Source organism: Chryseobacterium carnipullorum, assembly GCF_003815695.1.
Classification (GTDB): domain Bacteria; phylum Bacteroidota; class Bacteroidia; order Flavobacteriales; family Weeksellaceae; genus Chryseobacterium; species Chryseobacterium carnipullorum.
Window position 1 is genome coordinate 3,921,987 of the sequence record NZ_CP033920.1, and the last position, 16,240, is coordinate 3,938,226.

Consider the following 16,240-nt stretch of genomic DNA (forward strand, 5'->3'; position numbering starts at 1 on the left):
ACGGTCTCAGGCTGTCTTAACTCGGTTTTTTTTATTAAATTTGAAGATTAATTCTACAAATAAATTTTAATAATAGATAAACTGTAATAATGGACAGATTTTCATTCCTAAACGCAGCTCATTCTCAGTTAATTGAGGATTTATACCAACAGTACTTAAAATTCCCGGATTCTTTGGAGCCATCATGGAAAGCCTTTTTTCAAGGTTTCGATTTTGCTTTGGAGAACTATGGAGATGATGATAACGTTCAATACATTCAGGCCCCGGCCAACGCTGCTCCGGCAGTACAGCAAATCTCTCAGGCAGTATCCAGCGGAGAAGTTCCTGAGCACATCAAAAAAGAGTTCAAGGTAGTAAACCTTATTGAGGCTTACAGAACGAGAGGGCACTTGTTCACAAAGACCAACCCAGTTAGAGAAAGAAGACACTATACGCCTACTTTAGACATCGAGAACTTCGGTCTTAGCAAGGAGGATTTAAATACGAAATTCAACTGTGCTGTTGAAACAGGAATGAAAGAACCTGCAACACTACAGGACCTGATCAAGCATTTGGAAAGTATCTACTGCGATTCTATCGGAGTAGAATACACGTATATCAACAACGTTGAAGAAAAAGACTTCATCAAGAAATGGCTTCAGGTGAACGAAAACCACCCAAGTCTTTCTGCAAATGAAAAAACTGAGATTTTATTAAAATTAAATCAGGCAGTAGCTTTTGAAAACTATCTTCACACCAAATTTGTAGGACAAAAGAGATTCTCGCTGGAAGGTGGTGAAACTTTAATCCCTGCATTGGATCAGTTGATCTCGAGATCTTCTCAGTTAGGAGTAGACGAAGTAGTTCTGGGAATGGCTCACAGAGGAAGACTGAACGTGTTGTCAAACATTTTCGGAAAATCTTACAAGCAAATCTTCTCGGAATTTGAAGGAAAAGAATTCGAAGAGGATGTATTCTCCGGTGACGTTAAATATCACCTGGGATCATCTAAAAAAGTGAAAACTGCTTCAGGAGAAGAAGTAGCCATCAACCTTACCCCGAATCCATCCCACCTTGAAACCGTAGCAGCTCTTGTAGAAGGGATCTGCCGCGCGAAGATAGATGACAAATACAAAGGAGACGGTTCCAAGATTCTTCCAATCGTAATCCATGGTGACGGTGCGATTGCCGGTCAGGGAATTGCTTACGAAGTAGCTCAGATGATGACGCTGGAAGGATATAAAACAGGAGGAACTGTTCATATCGTTGTTAACAATCAGGTTTCATTTACGACTAACTATGCAGATGCAAGATCTTCAACCTACTGTACAGATATTGCAAAAGTAACAGAATCGCCGGTGATGCACGTTAATGCTGACGATGCTGAAGCGGTAGTTCATGCAATGCATTTTGCAGCAGATTTCAGAGCGAAGTTTGGGAAAGATGTTTATATCGATTTATTAGGATACAGAAAATATGGGCACAACGAAGGAGATGAGCCTAGATTCACGCAGCCTAATCTGTATAAATTAATTTCAAAACACCCAAATCCAAGAGAAATTTATAAAGATAAATTGCTTAAGGACAGCATCACGTCCAACGATGTGATTGCCAAAATGGAATCAGATTTCAAAGCACTTTTAGATAAAGATTTTGATGCTTCCAAGGAGATTGAAAAAAATGCAATGGACCTGTTCATGGCAGATGACTGGATCAATTATCCTATCGGAAAAAGAGGTGCTGTTCAGATTCCTGTAGATACAAAATTTGACTTAGAGAAGCTTAAAGAACTGGCTATTAAAATGTCATCTCTTCCTGCTGATAAAAAGTTCATCAATAAAATTACAAGACTGTTTGATAACCGTGTTAAGGCGATCGAAGGAAATTCATTAGACTGGGCTCTTGGCGAGTGGTTGGCGTATGCTACCCTTCTTGTGGAAGGCCACAATGTAAGAATTTCCGGAGAAGATGTGGAAAGAGGAACATTCTCTCACAGACATGCGGTGGTAAAAACTGAAGATACAGAAGAAGAGTATATTCCTTTGAGACACGTGTCAGAAAGCAGATTTGATGTATTCAACTCTCACCTTTCAGAATATGGAGTTTTAGGTTTCGACTATGGATATGCCATGGTTTCTCCTAATACATTGACCATCTGGGAAGCTCAGTTCGGAGACTTTGTAAACGGTGCTCAGATCATCGTTGACCAGTATCTGGCGGCAGCTGAAGAGAAATGGAAGATCCAGGACGGATTGGTGATGCTTTTGCCTCACGGTTCGGAAGGTCAGGGAGCAGAACACTCTTCTGCAAGATTAGAAAGATTCTTAACGCTTTGTGCGAACGAAAATATGGTGGTAGCCAATATCACTTCACCTGCCAATTATTTCCATTTATTAAGAAGACAACTTAAATGGTCATTCAGAAAGCCGTTGGTCGTAATGAGTCCTAAATCTTTATTGAGACATCCTAAAGTGGTTTCTCCACTGGAAGATTTTGCAAACGGTTCATTCCAGCCAATATTGGACGATCCTACTGCAGATCCTAAAAAAGTTGAAAAATTAGTGTTGTGTTCAGGGAAACTATACTTCGAATTATTAGCGAAGAAAGAAGAACTGAATTGTGAAAATATTGCATTGGTAAGATTAGAGCAGTTGTACCCGCTTCAGGCAGATGCAATAGATGCGATCTTCAGCAAATATGACAACAGAACACAATTGGTTTGGGCTCAGGAAGAACCTGAAAACATGGGGGCATGGTCTTATATCCTGAGAAATTTCAGAGATACAGGAATCCAGGTTGTAGCTCCGGTACCAAGCGGTGCTCCGGCTCCGGGAAGCCACAAAATGTTTGAGAAAAACCAAAATGCAGTGATCAACAGAGTTTTCGACAGAGATGATGCTCCTGCAAAAAGACCCGTGACAGCGTAATTAAGAATAATACCCAATTAAAAAATAAAAAATACTCAATATGTCAGTTTTAGAAATGAAAGTTCCTTCACCGGGAGAATCCATTACAGAAGTTGAAATTGCAACTTGGCTTGTGAAAGATGGTGATTACGTAGAAAAAGATCAGCCCATCGCAGAAGTAGACTCAGATAAAGCAACTCTTGAATTGCCAGCGGAACAAAGCGGTGTCATTACATTAAAAGCAGAAGAGGGTGATGTAGTACAGGTTGGTCAGGTAGTTTGTTTAATTGATGTGGATGCTGCTAAACCTGCAGGCGGAAGTGCTCCTGCTGCTGAAGCTCCAAAACAGGAAGAAGCTCCGAAAGCTGCTGAACCTGCTAAACAGGAAGCGCCAAAACCAGCGGCTCCGGTATCTGCTCCACAAACTTATGCAACGGGAGCTCCATCTCCTGCAGCTAAAAAAATCCTTGACGAGAAAGGAATTCAGTCAGGACAGGTTTCAGGAAGCGGAAGAGACGGAAGAATCACTAAAACAGATGCAGAATTGGCTGCAGTTCCTGCTTTAGGAGGAACTCCTTCTACTGCAACGGGTGCTCGTACAACGACGACGACTAAACTTTCAGTTCTAAGAAGAAAAATCGCTTCAAGATTGGTTTCTGTAAAGAACGAAACAGCGATGCTGACCACTTTCAACGAAGTGGATATGTCTGAAATCTTCAGATTAAGAAAATTATATAAAGAAGAATTTGCTCAGAAACATGGAGTAGGACTAGGATTTATGTCTTTCTTTACAAAAGCGGTTACTAGAGCATTACAAATGTATCCTGATGTGAATGCATCCATCGACGGAGATTTTAAAATAAATTATGATTTCTGCGATATTTCAATTGCGGTTTCAGGTCCTAAAGGATTAATGGTTCCTGTATTGAGAAATGCAGAAAATATGTCTTTCAGCGGAGTAGAAGCTAACATCAAAGATCTTGCTACCAAAGTAAGAGACGGTAAAATTACAGTTGATGAAATGACCGGAGGTACATTTACGATTACAAACGGTGGTACTTTTGGATCGATGTTATCTACCCCTATCATCAACCCGCCACAATCTGCTATCCTTGGAATGCACAATATCATCCAGAGACCGGTAGCTGTTGACGGACAAGTTGTAATCAGACCAATGATGTATGTAGCAATGTCTTATGACCACAGAATTATCGACGGAAAAGAGTCTGTAGGATTCCTTGTAGCGGTAAAAGAAGGTATCGACAATCCTGTTGAAATATTAATGGGAGGTGACGAAAGAAAAGGCCTTGGATTATAGATTTTAATAAAATTATAATATAACTTACGATCTCGCCTTAAAAAGGCGAGATTTTTGTATTTGTTAAGAAAATACTAAGATGATGTTCTCAAAAATGACTTCCAATATCAAAGTTTCAGTAATACCTGAATATGATAGTAAAAACAGTTATCCATCTGAAAACCGTTACGTCTTCAAGTATAATATTACGATAGAAAACGACGGTAGTTTTCCGATTAAAGTAATTAAAAGAAAATGGCTGATCTTCGACGTAGGCTTTGGATATACTGAGATTATAGGCGATGGAGTAATAGGATTGACACCGGAGATTCCGGTAAGCGAAAATTTCGCTTATTTCTCCAATGTTATGCTTCGGTCCGGCGTAGGAAATATGAGCGGCAAATACCTTGTTAAAAACATGGATACTCAGGAAACTTTTGAGATAGAAATCCCGAAGTTTAATCTGTTGTCTGAAGTTTTAAGCAATTAGCCTGAATCAGAAGTGGAAAAATAGGATTTAATGATGTTAGAAGAAGGAAGCTGTCCTTTACTATTTAATATCTGACAAGTTTTATGCATAAAAAAGAAAACTTAATTTAGATTGTCTTTTCTCATCTTATGAGCTCCCTTTTTCCAGCATCATGCTTTTACTTTTTAAAAGCAGATTTGCCTTTCCACGAATTTGTATTGATTATTCTCTGATAAATCGGTGTCCGCTTATGCCATTCGAAGATTTAGCTTCCAGAAAATAGACTCCTTTTGAAAGACAGGAAACATCCATTTTAAATCAGAAGAATTGTACTGGAGGAAGTCTTCCTTCAGAACTGTAAATATTAGTCCATTGTATATCATCAAGACCTTTAATCTCAATAAAACCTTCCTTAACCGGATTAGGATACACTTTTATGGCTGAATGATTTCCTGATACTAATTCTTTTGTTCCTAAAAAACACTTTCATAAGTAAGTTCTGAGCTTTTTTGCAAAGATTAGATTGCTGACTATAAAAGCAGCCGGAAGTAAAAGTTTTTTAAGTTTTTAGTTATAGTTTTTTTATGTATTTATTTAGAAAAGAGCCATGTATTTCTTCATTTTGAGTGATGATTAGCTTTTCAAAAGCCAATAGGGCTATTTTTGCACAAGCTTCAGCGTCATCGCCTGCACGGTGATGATTCAGACTGATCTGATGATGTTCTGCCAGATGTTTCAAACCGTATTTAGGAAGATAGTTCCATGATTTTTTGGCCAGCTGAATACTGCATAGGTAATTCAGTTTTGGGGTGAACATTCCATAATGATCGAAGCAGCCCCTTAAAACACCTGCGTCAAAACTTGCATTATGGGCAATCATTAGCGATCCGTACATCATTTCTTCAGCTTCATACCAGATCTCATCAAAGGTAGGCGCGTCTTTTACATCTTCAGGTTTTATTCCATGAACATCAATATTGAATCTGCTGAAATAAGGAAAGCTCGGAGGTTTGATAAGCCAGGTTCTGGTTTCAACGATTTTGGAATCCTGAACAACACAAATGCCCATTTCGCACGCCGAATTTTTTTCGTGAGTGGCTGTTTCAAAATCTATTGCGCAAAAATCCATTTTAATGAGTGATGGGTTTAAAATTATGAATGATAAGTAGCTGATACTGCTTTATAATAAACTGGAATCGATGATTTGACGTTTAATAGGTCGGCTGGTGCTAAAAATTATTAACGTGTAAGATATAAATTTTTTCTGAAATCAAATGATTTTGAAATGCTAAACAATCCTACTCTTTACTAAGCCAAAATATGGGATATTTAAAAAAACAGTGCTAGAAAAAGTCTTCATGAAATTAAAATTTTGATTCTCAATAAAAACAGAATCCCTTATAGGCTTAACTTTTATTTTCCTCCTAAAAAATGTTTAAAAATAAGCCACTTCGATTGATAGAAATCATCTTTCTGATTTTTCTGACGAAGTTTCCAAGTTCCCGGAAGCTGTCCGTAAAATCCAAAATGCGCTCTTAAAACAGCCCAGAAATGGGCAAAACCATTTTTCAGCCCGAAATAAACTCCCGCAAATCCATCTAAAACAAGCCTTAAAGAGATGATGCCGATCAGTTGGGGAAAAGGAAGATTTTTCACCATCATCGAAAGATTGTTTCGCATATTGAGATAAGTCTTCTGAGCGCTCTGCTTGTTCAACGTTCCTCCACCTACATGATAGACTTTGGACTTTCCGGTGTAGAAGATTTTCTTTCCCGAGTTAATCAGTCTCCAGCAAAGATCAATCTCTTCCTGATGGGCAAAAAATCTCTCATCGAAACCCTTTTGTGCCCAGAAATCCTTGGAACGGATAAAAAAGCAACAGCCCGAAGCCCAGAAAATTTCTTTTTCGTCATCATACTGTCCTTTATCTTCCTCAAGACTGTCAAAAATACGTCCGCGGCAGTACGGGTAGCCCAGATTGTCTATCAGACCACCGGCAGCACCAGCAAATTCAAAATAATTCTTATTATTAAACGATAAGATTTTAGGCTGAACAGCGGCTATGGAGGCGTCTTTTTCAAAAAGATCCATAACGGGATTGATCCAGTTTTCCGTGACTTCTACATCAGAATTGAGGAGACAGTAATATTCATTCTTTATTTCTTTTAAACCCTCATTGTATCCTCCTGCAAAACCATAGTTTTTATCGTTTCTGATGATTTTTACAGTAGGAAACTGACGCTCTATAAAATCTATAGAATCATCAGTTGAAAGATTATCAATGACATAAATGTCAGCATTCTGAGAAAAACGGACAACATCTGGAAGAAATTTTTCAAGCCAGTTCTTACCGTTCCAGTTTAAAATGGCAACTGCTAAATTGGTAGGCATCAGAATTATATTTTTTCGGAATCAAACGTTTTAATCGAGTCCTGGTATTTCCATTTTCTGTGTGACCATAAATAGTTGTCAGGATGCTTGTGCAGTGTATTTTCAAGAAGTTTATGGAATTTTCTTACCACTTCATGCTCTGTAAACTTTTCACCGTCAGGATAGATTCTGTGATAATTGACCTGATAATAGCCTCGTTTTACCTTTTTCATTTCGCAATAAATAAAGGCAAGGTCCATTCTGGTGGCCAGTTTATCATAGCCGATAAAAGCTGGGGTTTTCTGATGCAAAAATTCTAATCCGTAGTTGACATGGGCAACATGCGGCGTTTGATCGGCCACAAACATATACGCTGATTCGCCATCATTTTTAGATCTGAAGATATTCATGATCACTTCATTAGCCTCCAGCGCTTCGTTTCCAAATTTGTTTCTGACTTTCTTCATCTGGTTTTCCCAGAAATCGCTGTTTACCTTTCTGTAGACCGGATGGCAGTGTTTTTGCGGAATAATTCTCGCCAGGGCATTGATCCATTCCCAGTTAAAGACGTGCCCGGCAAGCATGATGATATTTTTGCCCTCGGCTTTGGCTTCATGAAACACTTCCTGGTTGATGTGTTGCATTCTTACTCTGGACTCCGTTTCGGAAATACTGAAAGATTTGATGGTTTCTACCAGATAATCTGAGAAATTTTCATAAAACTTCTTTCTTATCACGGCAATTTCTTCTTCTGACTTGTCAGGAAAAGATTTTCGTAAATTTTGAGTGATCACTTTTTTTCTGTATCCTACCAAATAATAATTTAGAAAGAACATAACGTCCGAAAAAATATACAATACTTTAAGCGGAAGTTTAGAAATTAAATATAATATTTTGATTAAGAAATTCATAAAACATGCAAATTTAGTGATAATAAAATTATGGTTCTATTTTTGCTTGTAATAAGTAATATTTTTTTTATTTTTATGTTATGAAAAAATTGTCGATCATAGCCTTTCTGGGATTAAGTGTCATTGCTTTTTCACAGGATACCAAAAATCAGCCGGCAGAAAGAAAGCAGGATCATGCGCTTCTGGTGAAAGCGGATCATGCAGAACTGGATGCGAAGAAGAAAGCAGGTGAAGAAAAGGCAAAACTTCCCAAGCCTTACGACCCGAAAGCAAATGCAGAGGCTGATATCAAAAAATTAGTGGCTAAAGCTAAAAAAGAAGGTAAAAATATTATAATCCAGGCTGGTGGAAACTGGTGTATCTGGTGTCTCCGTTTTAATAATTTTGTGCAGAATACTCCAGAATTAAAAGAAACAGTGGACAAGAATTATTTATATTATCACCTGAATTATTCACCTGAAAATAAAAATGAAAAGGTTTTTAGCCAATATGTTGATATCAAAGAAAAGCTGGGTTATCCGTTTTTCATTGTTTTAGATAAAAACGGCAAAGTGGTTCATGTCCTAAAGGACAGTTCAGTGCTTGAAGAAGGAAAAGGGTACAGTAAAGAAAAAGTACAGGAATTCTTTACTCAATGGGCACCTAAATCATAAAATATAACCGGGAAATTTTCCCGGTTTTTTTATAATAATTTTCTGATCCAGTTTAATTTCTTTTCAGAGTAGGGAGGATACTTAATGCTAGGTTCGCCCCAGGTTGCCTTTTCAAGAACAGATTTCTGATGAGAAAAAGCTTCGAAACCAAATTTTCCATGGTAATTTCCGATTCCTGAGTTCCCAACGCCTCCAAAAGGCAGTCTGTCATTGCCTAGATGCATGATCACATCATTGATACAGCCTCCACCAAAAGAAAGCTTAGCGGTAAAGGCATCTTTTTCCTCAGAATTTCGGGTAAAAAGATAGGCTGCAAGTGGTTTTTCAAGATCCAGAATCGTGTTGAGAACAAGGTTGAAACTATTAAAACTTATAACAGGAAGTAAAGGACCAAAAATCTCTTCCTGCATCACTTCATCTTCCCAGTTGACGTTATTTAAAAGGGTCGGTTCTATATATAATTTTCTTTCATCTGAATTTCCTCCAAAATAGAGTTGGTCTTTATCGATAAGCTTCACCAAACGATCAAAATTTCTCCTGTTGATAATTCTTGTATACTGCTCAGCATCCGGCCCGTATTGAAATTCTGTGATCTGTTTTCTGAGCATTTCCAGAAACTGTTCATGGATAGATTCTTCTACAAGCAGATAATCGGGAGCTACACAGGTTTGTCCGGCATTGAGAAATTTACCCCATACAATTCTTTTGGCTGCGACTTCAAGATCGGCATCTTTGGTGACGATGGCAGGCGATTTTCCGCCCAATTCAAGGACAACGGGCGTTAAATGCTCTGCGGCAGCCTTATATACAATCTTTCCTACTTTTGTGCTTCCTGTAAAGAATATTTTATCAAATTTCAGTTGTAAAAGTGCGGTGGTTTCATCAATTCCGCCCTCATAAACATACAGATATTCAGGAGGAAAGTTTTCATTGATGAGTTGAGCCATCACTTTCATTGTATTTTCGGCTATTTCACTCGGCTTTAAAATACAACAGTTTCCCGCAGCTAAGGCAGCAATCATAGGAGAGAGCGATAATTGATAGGGGTAATTCCAGGCACCGATAACCAGAACACAGCCTAAAGGTTCAGGATGAATACTGCTTTTCCCGATCTGGTTAGACAGATTGGTTGTCACTCTTTTAGGTTTTGAAAACGAACTTACATTCTTCAGATAATAATCAATATCATTCAGAACAAAGGACAGTTCCGTGGTAAAAGTGTCAAACCTTGACTTTCCGAAATCCTTATGGATGGCCTCATACAAAAGGTCTTCATTTTTGATAACGATATCCCGAAGTTTTTCAAGATACATTTTTCTGAACTTGATGTTCTTCGTTTGCTGGGTTTTGAAAAAGGCTTTCTGATTCGATACGATTTCCTGAATTTCCATAAAATCAAATTTCCTGAATTATAGCAAATTTTCGGCCTAAAAATTACATAATGTTTCTCACTGCAATTTTTACAGGGTGATAGAGTAGCAGAGCAAATGCTGTGATCAAAGCCAGCCAGAACAATCCCGTGAAAATTTCCATATTGGAAAGAAGGATGGATTGCGCTGTTATTTTGGCTTTAAATGTTCCGGCAGTCATAGATAAAGACTCATTAACAGGAAGTTTAGACAGATTGGCGCCAAACAGCTGGCTCCACTGGCTATAGAAGACAGGATTCGTATCGGTTAAATTGAAACTTAAAGTATCAGAATGTTTTAACGTTAAAAAGAGCATCAGATTCTGCATCAGAGCATACCCAATGGCGGTGGTCCAGAAACGGGTTGTTGTTCCTAAAGCGGTTGCATTAGCTACATATTGCTCCGGCATTCCAGAAATCAGGAAGAAAACCAACGGGGTGAACAGTAATCCCTGGGCAATTCCCTGCAGGAATAGAGGCGGACAGATCGTTGAAAGGGTAGTGTCAGGATAAAAGGTATAGGTAAACCATGCGCAATCCACGGCCAGAAGCAGAAATCCGGTAAAGAAAACAATTCTTGAAGAAATTCCCCGCATCAGGCATATTCCTGATAAAATTACCCCCAATAAAGTTCCTGCTACATTCCAGTATTGAATATTGACAATATAATCCCATGGCCATTTCCAGACCGTAGCCATAATGCTGTACACATTATTCAGCCCGGAACGGATCAGGTAAAAAATGAAAAAAAGAATCATTCCTGCAATAACATTCTTTGAACTGAAAACTTCAAAATGAAAGATCGGTCTTTTGGAATTCCTTTGTTTGAGCATAAATAATCCTCCTGAAAGCAGAAATATAAAAAGACACAGGGTAATCGTATCAGACTCAAACCACATCAGTCTTTTGCCGTAAATAATTGCATATCCTCCGGACTGCAGACAGGCCCACAGCAGAAACCAACTGGTAATATCGAGTTGATAAAGAGGCATTTTAGGAAAAAACCTGTTGGTATTGAAAAGAGCGATGCCAATAATCAGGACAAAAATGTGAAAATAAACCATCATCAGGATCATATGCTGAAAATTATAATTCTCAATGCTTGATTTCAGTAAAGAAGTTGTTACCGTTCCTCCTGTAAGCATAATAGTATACATAAAAAGATAGGCGATAACCTTGGCGTGTTTCGTTTTTAATTCAGCAATGATAAGCGGAAGAAAGATGGCGCCTTCCATCAATCCGAAGATTCCTTCCAGAAACCTTATCACCAGAATGACCTGATAATTATTGGTGACGGATAATACATAAAGAATAATGACCGAAATCGAAGACATGAGAAGGATATAATATTTCACACTGAAATAAGCCATAAACCGCTGCAAAACCAAAAGGGTGACTACAAATGTTCCGTACATCAAAATCATTAAATACTGAATGTCATCTGAGTCTACATCCATAAAAGAAGACGTAAAAGCACTGTTGGAATGTAAAATAGATAACAGCATCAGATGGGGAAATAAGGCGAGTACCAGGAGTGGCAGTTTCAGCCATTGGGGAACCCATTGATGATACACGGTATTATGTTGCATGAGGATGTATTGGTATAATTAATTGGGATTAAGTAATGTACAGATGTATTGATAGGCCTGAAGATCTTTTATAATGAAAAAAAAAACGGAAAGACAAAAGAGCAGGTTGTAAAAAAAGTAAAAGGTAAATGACAAATGCTAATGAATCATCAGTAGCCCGTCACTGCAGTTCTGCCTTTCCGTTAAAAAAAATCTAATCTGGCTATGTATTGACTATTATCATGTATTCTTTTAAAAATGTGCTGGTGTGATCATTATTAAAGTATTCTTCTGCATTCCTACTCAACTGTTTTAATAATTCACACACCCTCACATTCTCTAACACTCACACAAAATCACTATATTTTCTTCGCACTTACCAGAACATTCATTCCGGAAAGAAGCTTTTCGTTATTTTGATTGTTATCAAGGATAATTTTTACCGGAAATCTCTGCTCAATCTTAACAAAATTTCCTGTAGCATTGTCGGGTTTTACCAGTGAAAACTGTGAACCTGATGCAGGCGATACGGAAATCACCTTTCCTTTAAATTCAATGTCAGGATAAGCGTCTGCGGTGATGGTTACTTCCTGTTTCGGATCAATCTGTCCAAGTTGTGTTTCCTTATAGTTGGCAATAATCCATTTTTCTTTGCTTACCATTTGTACAAGAGCCTGACCTTCTTTGATCAGCTGCCCTTCCTGAATGGTTTTCTTACCTACCCAGCCGTCATAAGGAGCCGTGATCACGGTATAGGAAAGGAAAAGTTTAGCATTGTTCAGGCTTGCAGAGCTTTGCTGGATCTGGCTTTTCACCGGGGCTACTTTAGTCTGCTGCTCGCTGGCACCTGCCTTTACAGCATTTTTCTGTTGTTCTAAAGCTAAAAGATTAGCTTTTGCCTGCTCATAGGATGCTTTTACATTTTCAAACTGCTGTTCAGTTGCTGCATCTTCAGAAACCAAGTTTTTGTACCTCTTAAAATCCTGTTCCGTTCTCCATATATCGATTTTCGCTGAAGCAATCTTGGCATCGATAATTTTGGAGTCACTTTCTTTGGTGTTAACTCCACTTTCTATGGTGGTGATATTTTCAGCATTGGCATGAAGCCCTGCTTCGGCCATTTTAACCTGATTAACGAATTCCCGATTGTCTATGATAATAAGCGTATCTCCTTTGTGGACAAACTGATTTTCATCAAACTGTATGGTTTTAATAAAGCCTGAAACCTTACTGGAAACGGGAGTGATATATTGTTCGATCTGAGCATCATTGGTGGTGACATTTTTTCTTGAAAAAAGATAAAAACTTACCATTCCTGTAATTCCACTGATAATGAGGATCCAGGCAAGAAGCGTGATCGTTTTATTAATTCTTTTTTCTTTTTGTGTCAGTTGTTTCTTTGCCATAGTTTTTATAAGTTGCCAATGGTGTACTGGAGTTGGTAATATTTTAATTGTCGGTTAATTTTTACGGAGATAAGATTGGATTCAGCCTCCAGATAAGCATTGTCTGCATCGATGAGTTCGGTGATGAGACTTAGCTTATTAGCATATTTTGTCTTTACAATACGATAGTTTTCTTTAGCCTGGCCAATAGCTTCCTCTGCGATTTTTACTTTCTGATCGGTTTGTTCAAACTTTTTGTACGCTTCATAAACATTATGTCTTACATTCTCATCGTTCTCCTCAATCTGAAGTTTTGCCAGATCAATATTTTCTTTGGCTTCCTGCATTTTGTACTTATTTTTATACAGATTTTCGATAGGATAGGTTAGATTCACCCCCAGCATTCCCAAACGGTAGGCATAAGGTTCAGGAGGAAAAAACATCATATTCGGGTATTTTATAAAATATTCTCCACCTGCTGTGATCTTAGGTAAATAATTTGCTTTAATGATCTTCTGGTCCAGTACCTTTAATGATAGGTTTTTATGGGTCATTTCTACCGATTCGTTCTTATCCAAGGCCGTTTCGGTTAGTTCACTGATGTAAGGAATTTCTGCTCTGTCGGAGATAAGATCTTCGGTATTCACATGCATTTCCTGGCTTTCCGGAAGCGAAAGGATGGTTTTAAGCTTATGTTCCGCAATCTGAATATCATTGTCCAGTTCTGTCCAGCTCATGGTATGATTTGATAGCTGTAAAGAGGTTCTCAATACTTCATTGATTGTGACCACTCCATTAGCTTTTAGAGATTTGACCTGCTTGATATTGATCGAATCTTCCTTCATTTTATCATGAATAAGATTCTGTTGTTCTTTGAGATGATGGATCTGAAGAAAGGCTGTAATGATCTCCATTTTAAGCTGCCTTTCATCGCGATGGGTTTTCAATGCCGAAATTTCAGTGTCAATGGCTGCTTTTTTCTCTGTATTTTTAATTTTTCCACCCATGTATACCGGAATAGACGCAGAGAGGGTAAAATCATACATTCCGTTGATGATGTCATACTTGGTGGCCGTATTGAAAAAACCGTTTTGATGCTGGAAAAGGTTCGTGACCTGATTGTAACTCGTATGGAACTCAATATCAGGTAACTTTTCCATTGCAAGGTCTTTTTCCCTGGTGACAGACATTTGCTGTTTTAAATGGCTTATCTGAATGTTTTTGTTGTTTTTTAAACCAGTCTCTATCGCCTGTTGAAGACTGAGACGCTGGTAATCGATCATCTGTGAGTGTAAAAAACTGCCTGTCAGCAGTAAGCACAACGACATGCACTGATATCGGCATGCGTTAAATGTCATATTCATAATTTATTTAAAGGATTTTTGCTAAAGTGATTTTGATGCTGCAAAGTTACGGTGGAGAGCATCGGACCTGATTTGTGAAAACAGAAAAAGATTTGCTCATTTGCGCCAATGTGAAATTTTCTTCTTACCTTTAATTAATGAATGACAGCCATTTTAAAGCAGTAGAGGAAGATGATGCTGAATTTTATGTCTATAATGTGCTCGCTGGAAACGTGACCACAGAGATTCATCATCACAGTTCTGCCCAGCTGGTGTATGCAGAGGGTGGAATAGTACATGTTTTTACAGATCTTAAGCATTGGTATCTTCCGGCAAGATGTTTTATGTGGATCCCTGCAGGAATCCCTCATTATATTTTTTCAACCAGTCCTAAAGTGGATCTTTATAATTTTTACTTTAAAAAAGAAGAAAATGAAAATGGCTTTTTTGATGAAATTAACATCTATTCAGTGAGTCATCTCCTGAGAGAAATGATTTTATATACAAAAGATTGGGATGGGAAAATCACAAAAAATGATCTTCCAAAATATTATTTCCTCAAAGCTTTGAAAGGAATTCTTCCTGAAAAAAGAGATAAAAAGCTGGCTTTTCCGGTTCAGCATCCGTTTCCCAAAGATGAAACGCTGCTGAAGATTGCCAAGTACATTCATGCCAACCTTGAAAAGCCTCTTACCATAGAATCTACGGCAAAAGAATTTGGAATGAGTACAAGAACCCTTTCCCGGAAGTTTAAAGAGATTTTAGGCATGAATTACGTCCGTTTTCTGCGGGCGTTGAGGATCACCCGTTCTTTGGAGCTCATGCTGGAAGGAAAGTACAATATGTATGAGATTGCGATGATGGTAGGGTATAACAGTTTATCTTCCTTTAGTAATATTTTCAAAAAAGTAATAGGAGTTCCGCCAACGGAATATCAGCAGAAGCTGAAAGGGAATCGGTGAGTGAGAGAGGTGCAATGTTTTACTGTATTTTGGGGTCATTGACGAAGCAATTTCTTAGTGCAAGAAAATTTAGCTTAATAGATTGGGTGTTCCACTAAGTTTGTTATTCTGAAACAATCTCAATAATAGTTTTATAACTCAATCTCTACAAAAGGAGACTAGATTCCTATGGAATGACAAATTAAATGGTGAAGAAGTTGCAGTGTGAAGTTTGTTTTGAGATTGCTTCGTCGCTACACTCCTCGCAATGACAAAAAGTAATGATGGCGACGAATGTCCTAGCCCCGATAGGAACGGTTACCCCGCAACTGGAAGCTGGAGTGTGTTGGCGTGAGGAGTATGAGTGGATAGCGGGATGAAGCTTCAAAATAGGATTAAAACCAAAAAACCACTTCAAGCGAAGTGGTTTATATATTTGAGAAAATCTCTGTAGATATTAAGCTTCTTCAGAAGGAGTTTCTTCTACTACTTTAGCTTTAGGAGCAGCTGGTTTAGGAGCTTCTACCGGAGCGTCAGATACAACGTCAAATTCGAAGTTGTACTCAACATTTCTGTGTAGTCTGATGTTTGCAGTTACTTTACCAGTTCTCTTAATAGTGTTCCCTGGGATTTTGATGTATTTCTTCTCTACAGAAACTCCAGCTTTAGCAAGAGCAGCAGATAGGTCAGAATTGTTGATAGATCCGAATAACTTGTCACCAGAACCTACTTTTGCAGGAATCGTGATAGAAGTTTTCTTTAACTGATCTACTACACCGTTAGCGGTAGCGATTAGTTTAGCTTCTTCTTCTTTTCTAGCTTCTAAAGTAGCTTCAAGAGCTGCTTTGTTTTTAGGAGTAGCTAAAAGTGCAATTCCCTGAGGAAGTAAGAAGTTTCTTGCATAACCAGGCTTTACGCTTACTGTATCAAACTCAAGTCCTAAGTTTTCTACGTCTTTTTTTAGGATGATATCCATTGTTGTTGTCCGTTTTTAGTTTTAGAACCAAGAC

13 protein-coding genes are annotated in these 16,240 nt (G+C 38.1%); 5 read left to right on the forward strand and 8 right to left on the reverse strand.

Annotated elements, in window-relative coordinates:
• Nucleotides 1-89 precede the first annotated feature (89 nt).
• The 3 genes from EG346_RS17875 (at nucleotide 90) to apaG (ending at nucleotide 4,672) form a co-directional block, all read left to right on the forward strand.
• Complete coding sequence (locus EG346_RS17875) at nucleotides 90-2,906, forward strand: 2-oxoglutarate dehydrogenase E1 component (RefSeq protein ID WP_073336284.1); 2,817 nt, start codon at nucleotides 90-92, stop codon at nucleotides 2,904-2,906.
• Nucleotides 2,907-2,946: 40 nt separating this feature from the next.
• Nucleotides 2,947-4,203, forward strand: a complete 1,257-nt coding sequence (odhB, locus tag EG346_RS17880) for a 2-oxoglutarate dehydrogenase complex dihydrolipoyllysine-residue succinyltransferase (protein WP_073336286.1) — start codon at nucleotides 2,947-2,949, stop codon at nucleotides 4,201-4,203.
• Nucleotides 4,204-4,282: 79 nt separating this feature from the next.
• On the forward strand, nucleotides 4,283-4,672 hold the full coding sequence (gene apaG, locus EG346_RS17885) for a Co2+/Mg2+ efflux facilitator ApaG/CorD (RefSeq protein ID WP_073336287.1): 390 nt from the start codon (nucleotides 4,283-4,285) through the stop codon (nucleotides 4,670-4,672).
• A gap of 550 nt (nucleotides 4,673-5,222) precedes the next feature.
• Here apaG and EG346_RS17890 read toward each other — a convergent pair.
• The 3 genes from EG346_RS17890 to EG346_RS17900 all read right to left on the reverse strand — a co-directional run bounded on the left by EG346_RS17890 (nucleotide 5,223) and on the right by EG346_RS17900 (nucleotide 7,932).
• Nucleotides 5,223-5,780 (reverse strand): 3'-5' exonuclease, encoded by a 558-nt coding sequence (locus EG346_RS17890; RefSeq protein ID WP_123880522.1) that lies wholly within the window; start codon nucleotides 5,778-5,780, stop codon nucleotides 5,223-5,225.
• A gap of 284 nt (nucleotides 5,781-6,064) precedes the next feature.
• Entirely contained in the window at nucleotides 6,065-7,042 is a 978-nt protein-coding gene (locus EG346_RS17895; RefSeq protein WP_073336291.1) for a glycosyltransferase family 2 protein, read from the reverse strand.
• A gap of 5 nt (nucleotides 7,043-7,047) precedes the next feature.
• A complete protein-coding gene (locus EG346_RS17900) occupies nucleotides 7,048-7,932 on the reverse strand; it encodes a lysophospholipid acyltransferase family protein (RefSeq protein WP_073336293.1) in 885 nt (294 codons plus the stop codon).
• 80 nt (nucleotides 7,933-8,012) lie between these two features.
• Between EG346_RS17900 and EG346_RS17905 the strand changes: the two genes are divergently transcribed.
• Nucleotides 8,013-8,585: a thioredoxin family protein gene (locus tag EG346_RS17905; protein WP_123880524.1), complete on the forward strand. Its 573-nt coding sequence runs from the start codon at nucleotides 8,013-8,015 to the stop codon at nucleotides 8,583-8,585.
• Nucleotides 8,586-8,614: 29 nt separating this feature from the next.
• On the opposite strand, the gene EG346_RS17910 is transcribed toward EG346_RS17905, so the two are convergent.
• The 4 genes from EG346_RS17910 to EG346_RS17925 form a co-directional block, all read right to left on the reverse strand.
• Nucleotides 8,615-9,976 (reverse strand): aldehyde dehydrogenase, encoded by a 1,362-nt coding sequence (locus EG346_RS17910; protein ID WP_123880535.1) that lies wholly within the window; start codon nucleotides 9,974-9,976, stop codon nucleotides 8,615-8,617.
• Nucleotides 9,977-10,019: 43 nt separating this feature from the next.
• Nucleotides 10,020-11,582, reverse strand: coding sequence for an MFS transporter (locus EG346_RS17915; RefSeq protein WP_123880537.1), 1,563 nt, complete (start codon nucleotides 11,580-11,582; stop codon nucleotides 10,020-10,022).
• A gap of 338 nt (nucleotides 11,583-11,920) precedes the next feature.
• On the reverse strand, nucleotides 11,921-12,967 hold the full coding sequence (locus tag EG346_RS17920; RefSeq protein ID WP_123880539.1) for an HlyD family secretion protein: 1,047 nt from the start codon (nucleotides 12,965-12,967) through the stop codon (nucleotides 11,921-11,923).
• 5 nt (nucleotides 12,968-12,972) lie between these two features.
• Nucleotides 12,973-14,310, reverse strand: a complete 1,338-nt coding sequence (locus EG346_RS17925) for a TolC family protein (protein WP_394343268.1) — start codon at nucleotides 14,308-14,310, stop codon at nucleotides 12,973-12,975.
• A gap of 137 nt (nucleotides 14,311-14,447) precedes the next feature.
• On the opposite strand from EG346_RS17925, the gene EG346_RS17930 reads away from it, so the two are divergent.
• Nucleotides 14,448-15,251 (forward strand): helix-turn-helix domain-containing protein, encoded by an 804-nt coding sequence (locus tag EG346_RS17930; RefSeq protein WP_073336302.1) that lies wholly within the window; start codon nucleotides 14,448-14,450, stop codon nucleotides 15,249-15,251.
• A gap of 436 nt (nucleotides 15,252-15,687) precedes the next feature.
• On the opposite strand, the gene rplI is transcribed toward EG346_RS17930, so the two are convergent.
• The gene (gene rplI, locus EG346_RS17935) at nucleotides 15,688-16,206 is read right to left on the reverse strand and encodes a 50S ribosomal protein L9 (RefSeq protein WP_073336303.1); all 519 of its coding nucleotides are present in this window, start codon (nucleotides 16,204-16,206) and stop codon (nucleotides 15,688-15,690) included.
• Between the last annotated feature and the right edge of the window lie 34 nt (nucleotides 16,207-16,240).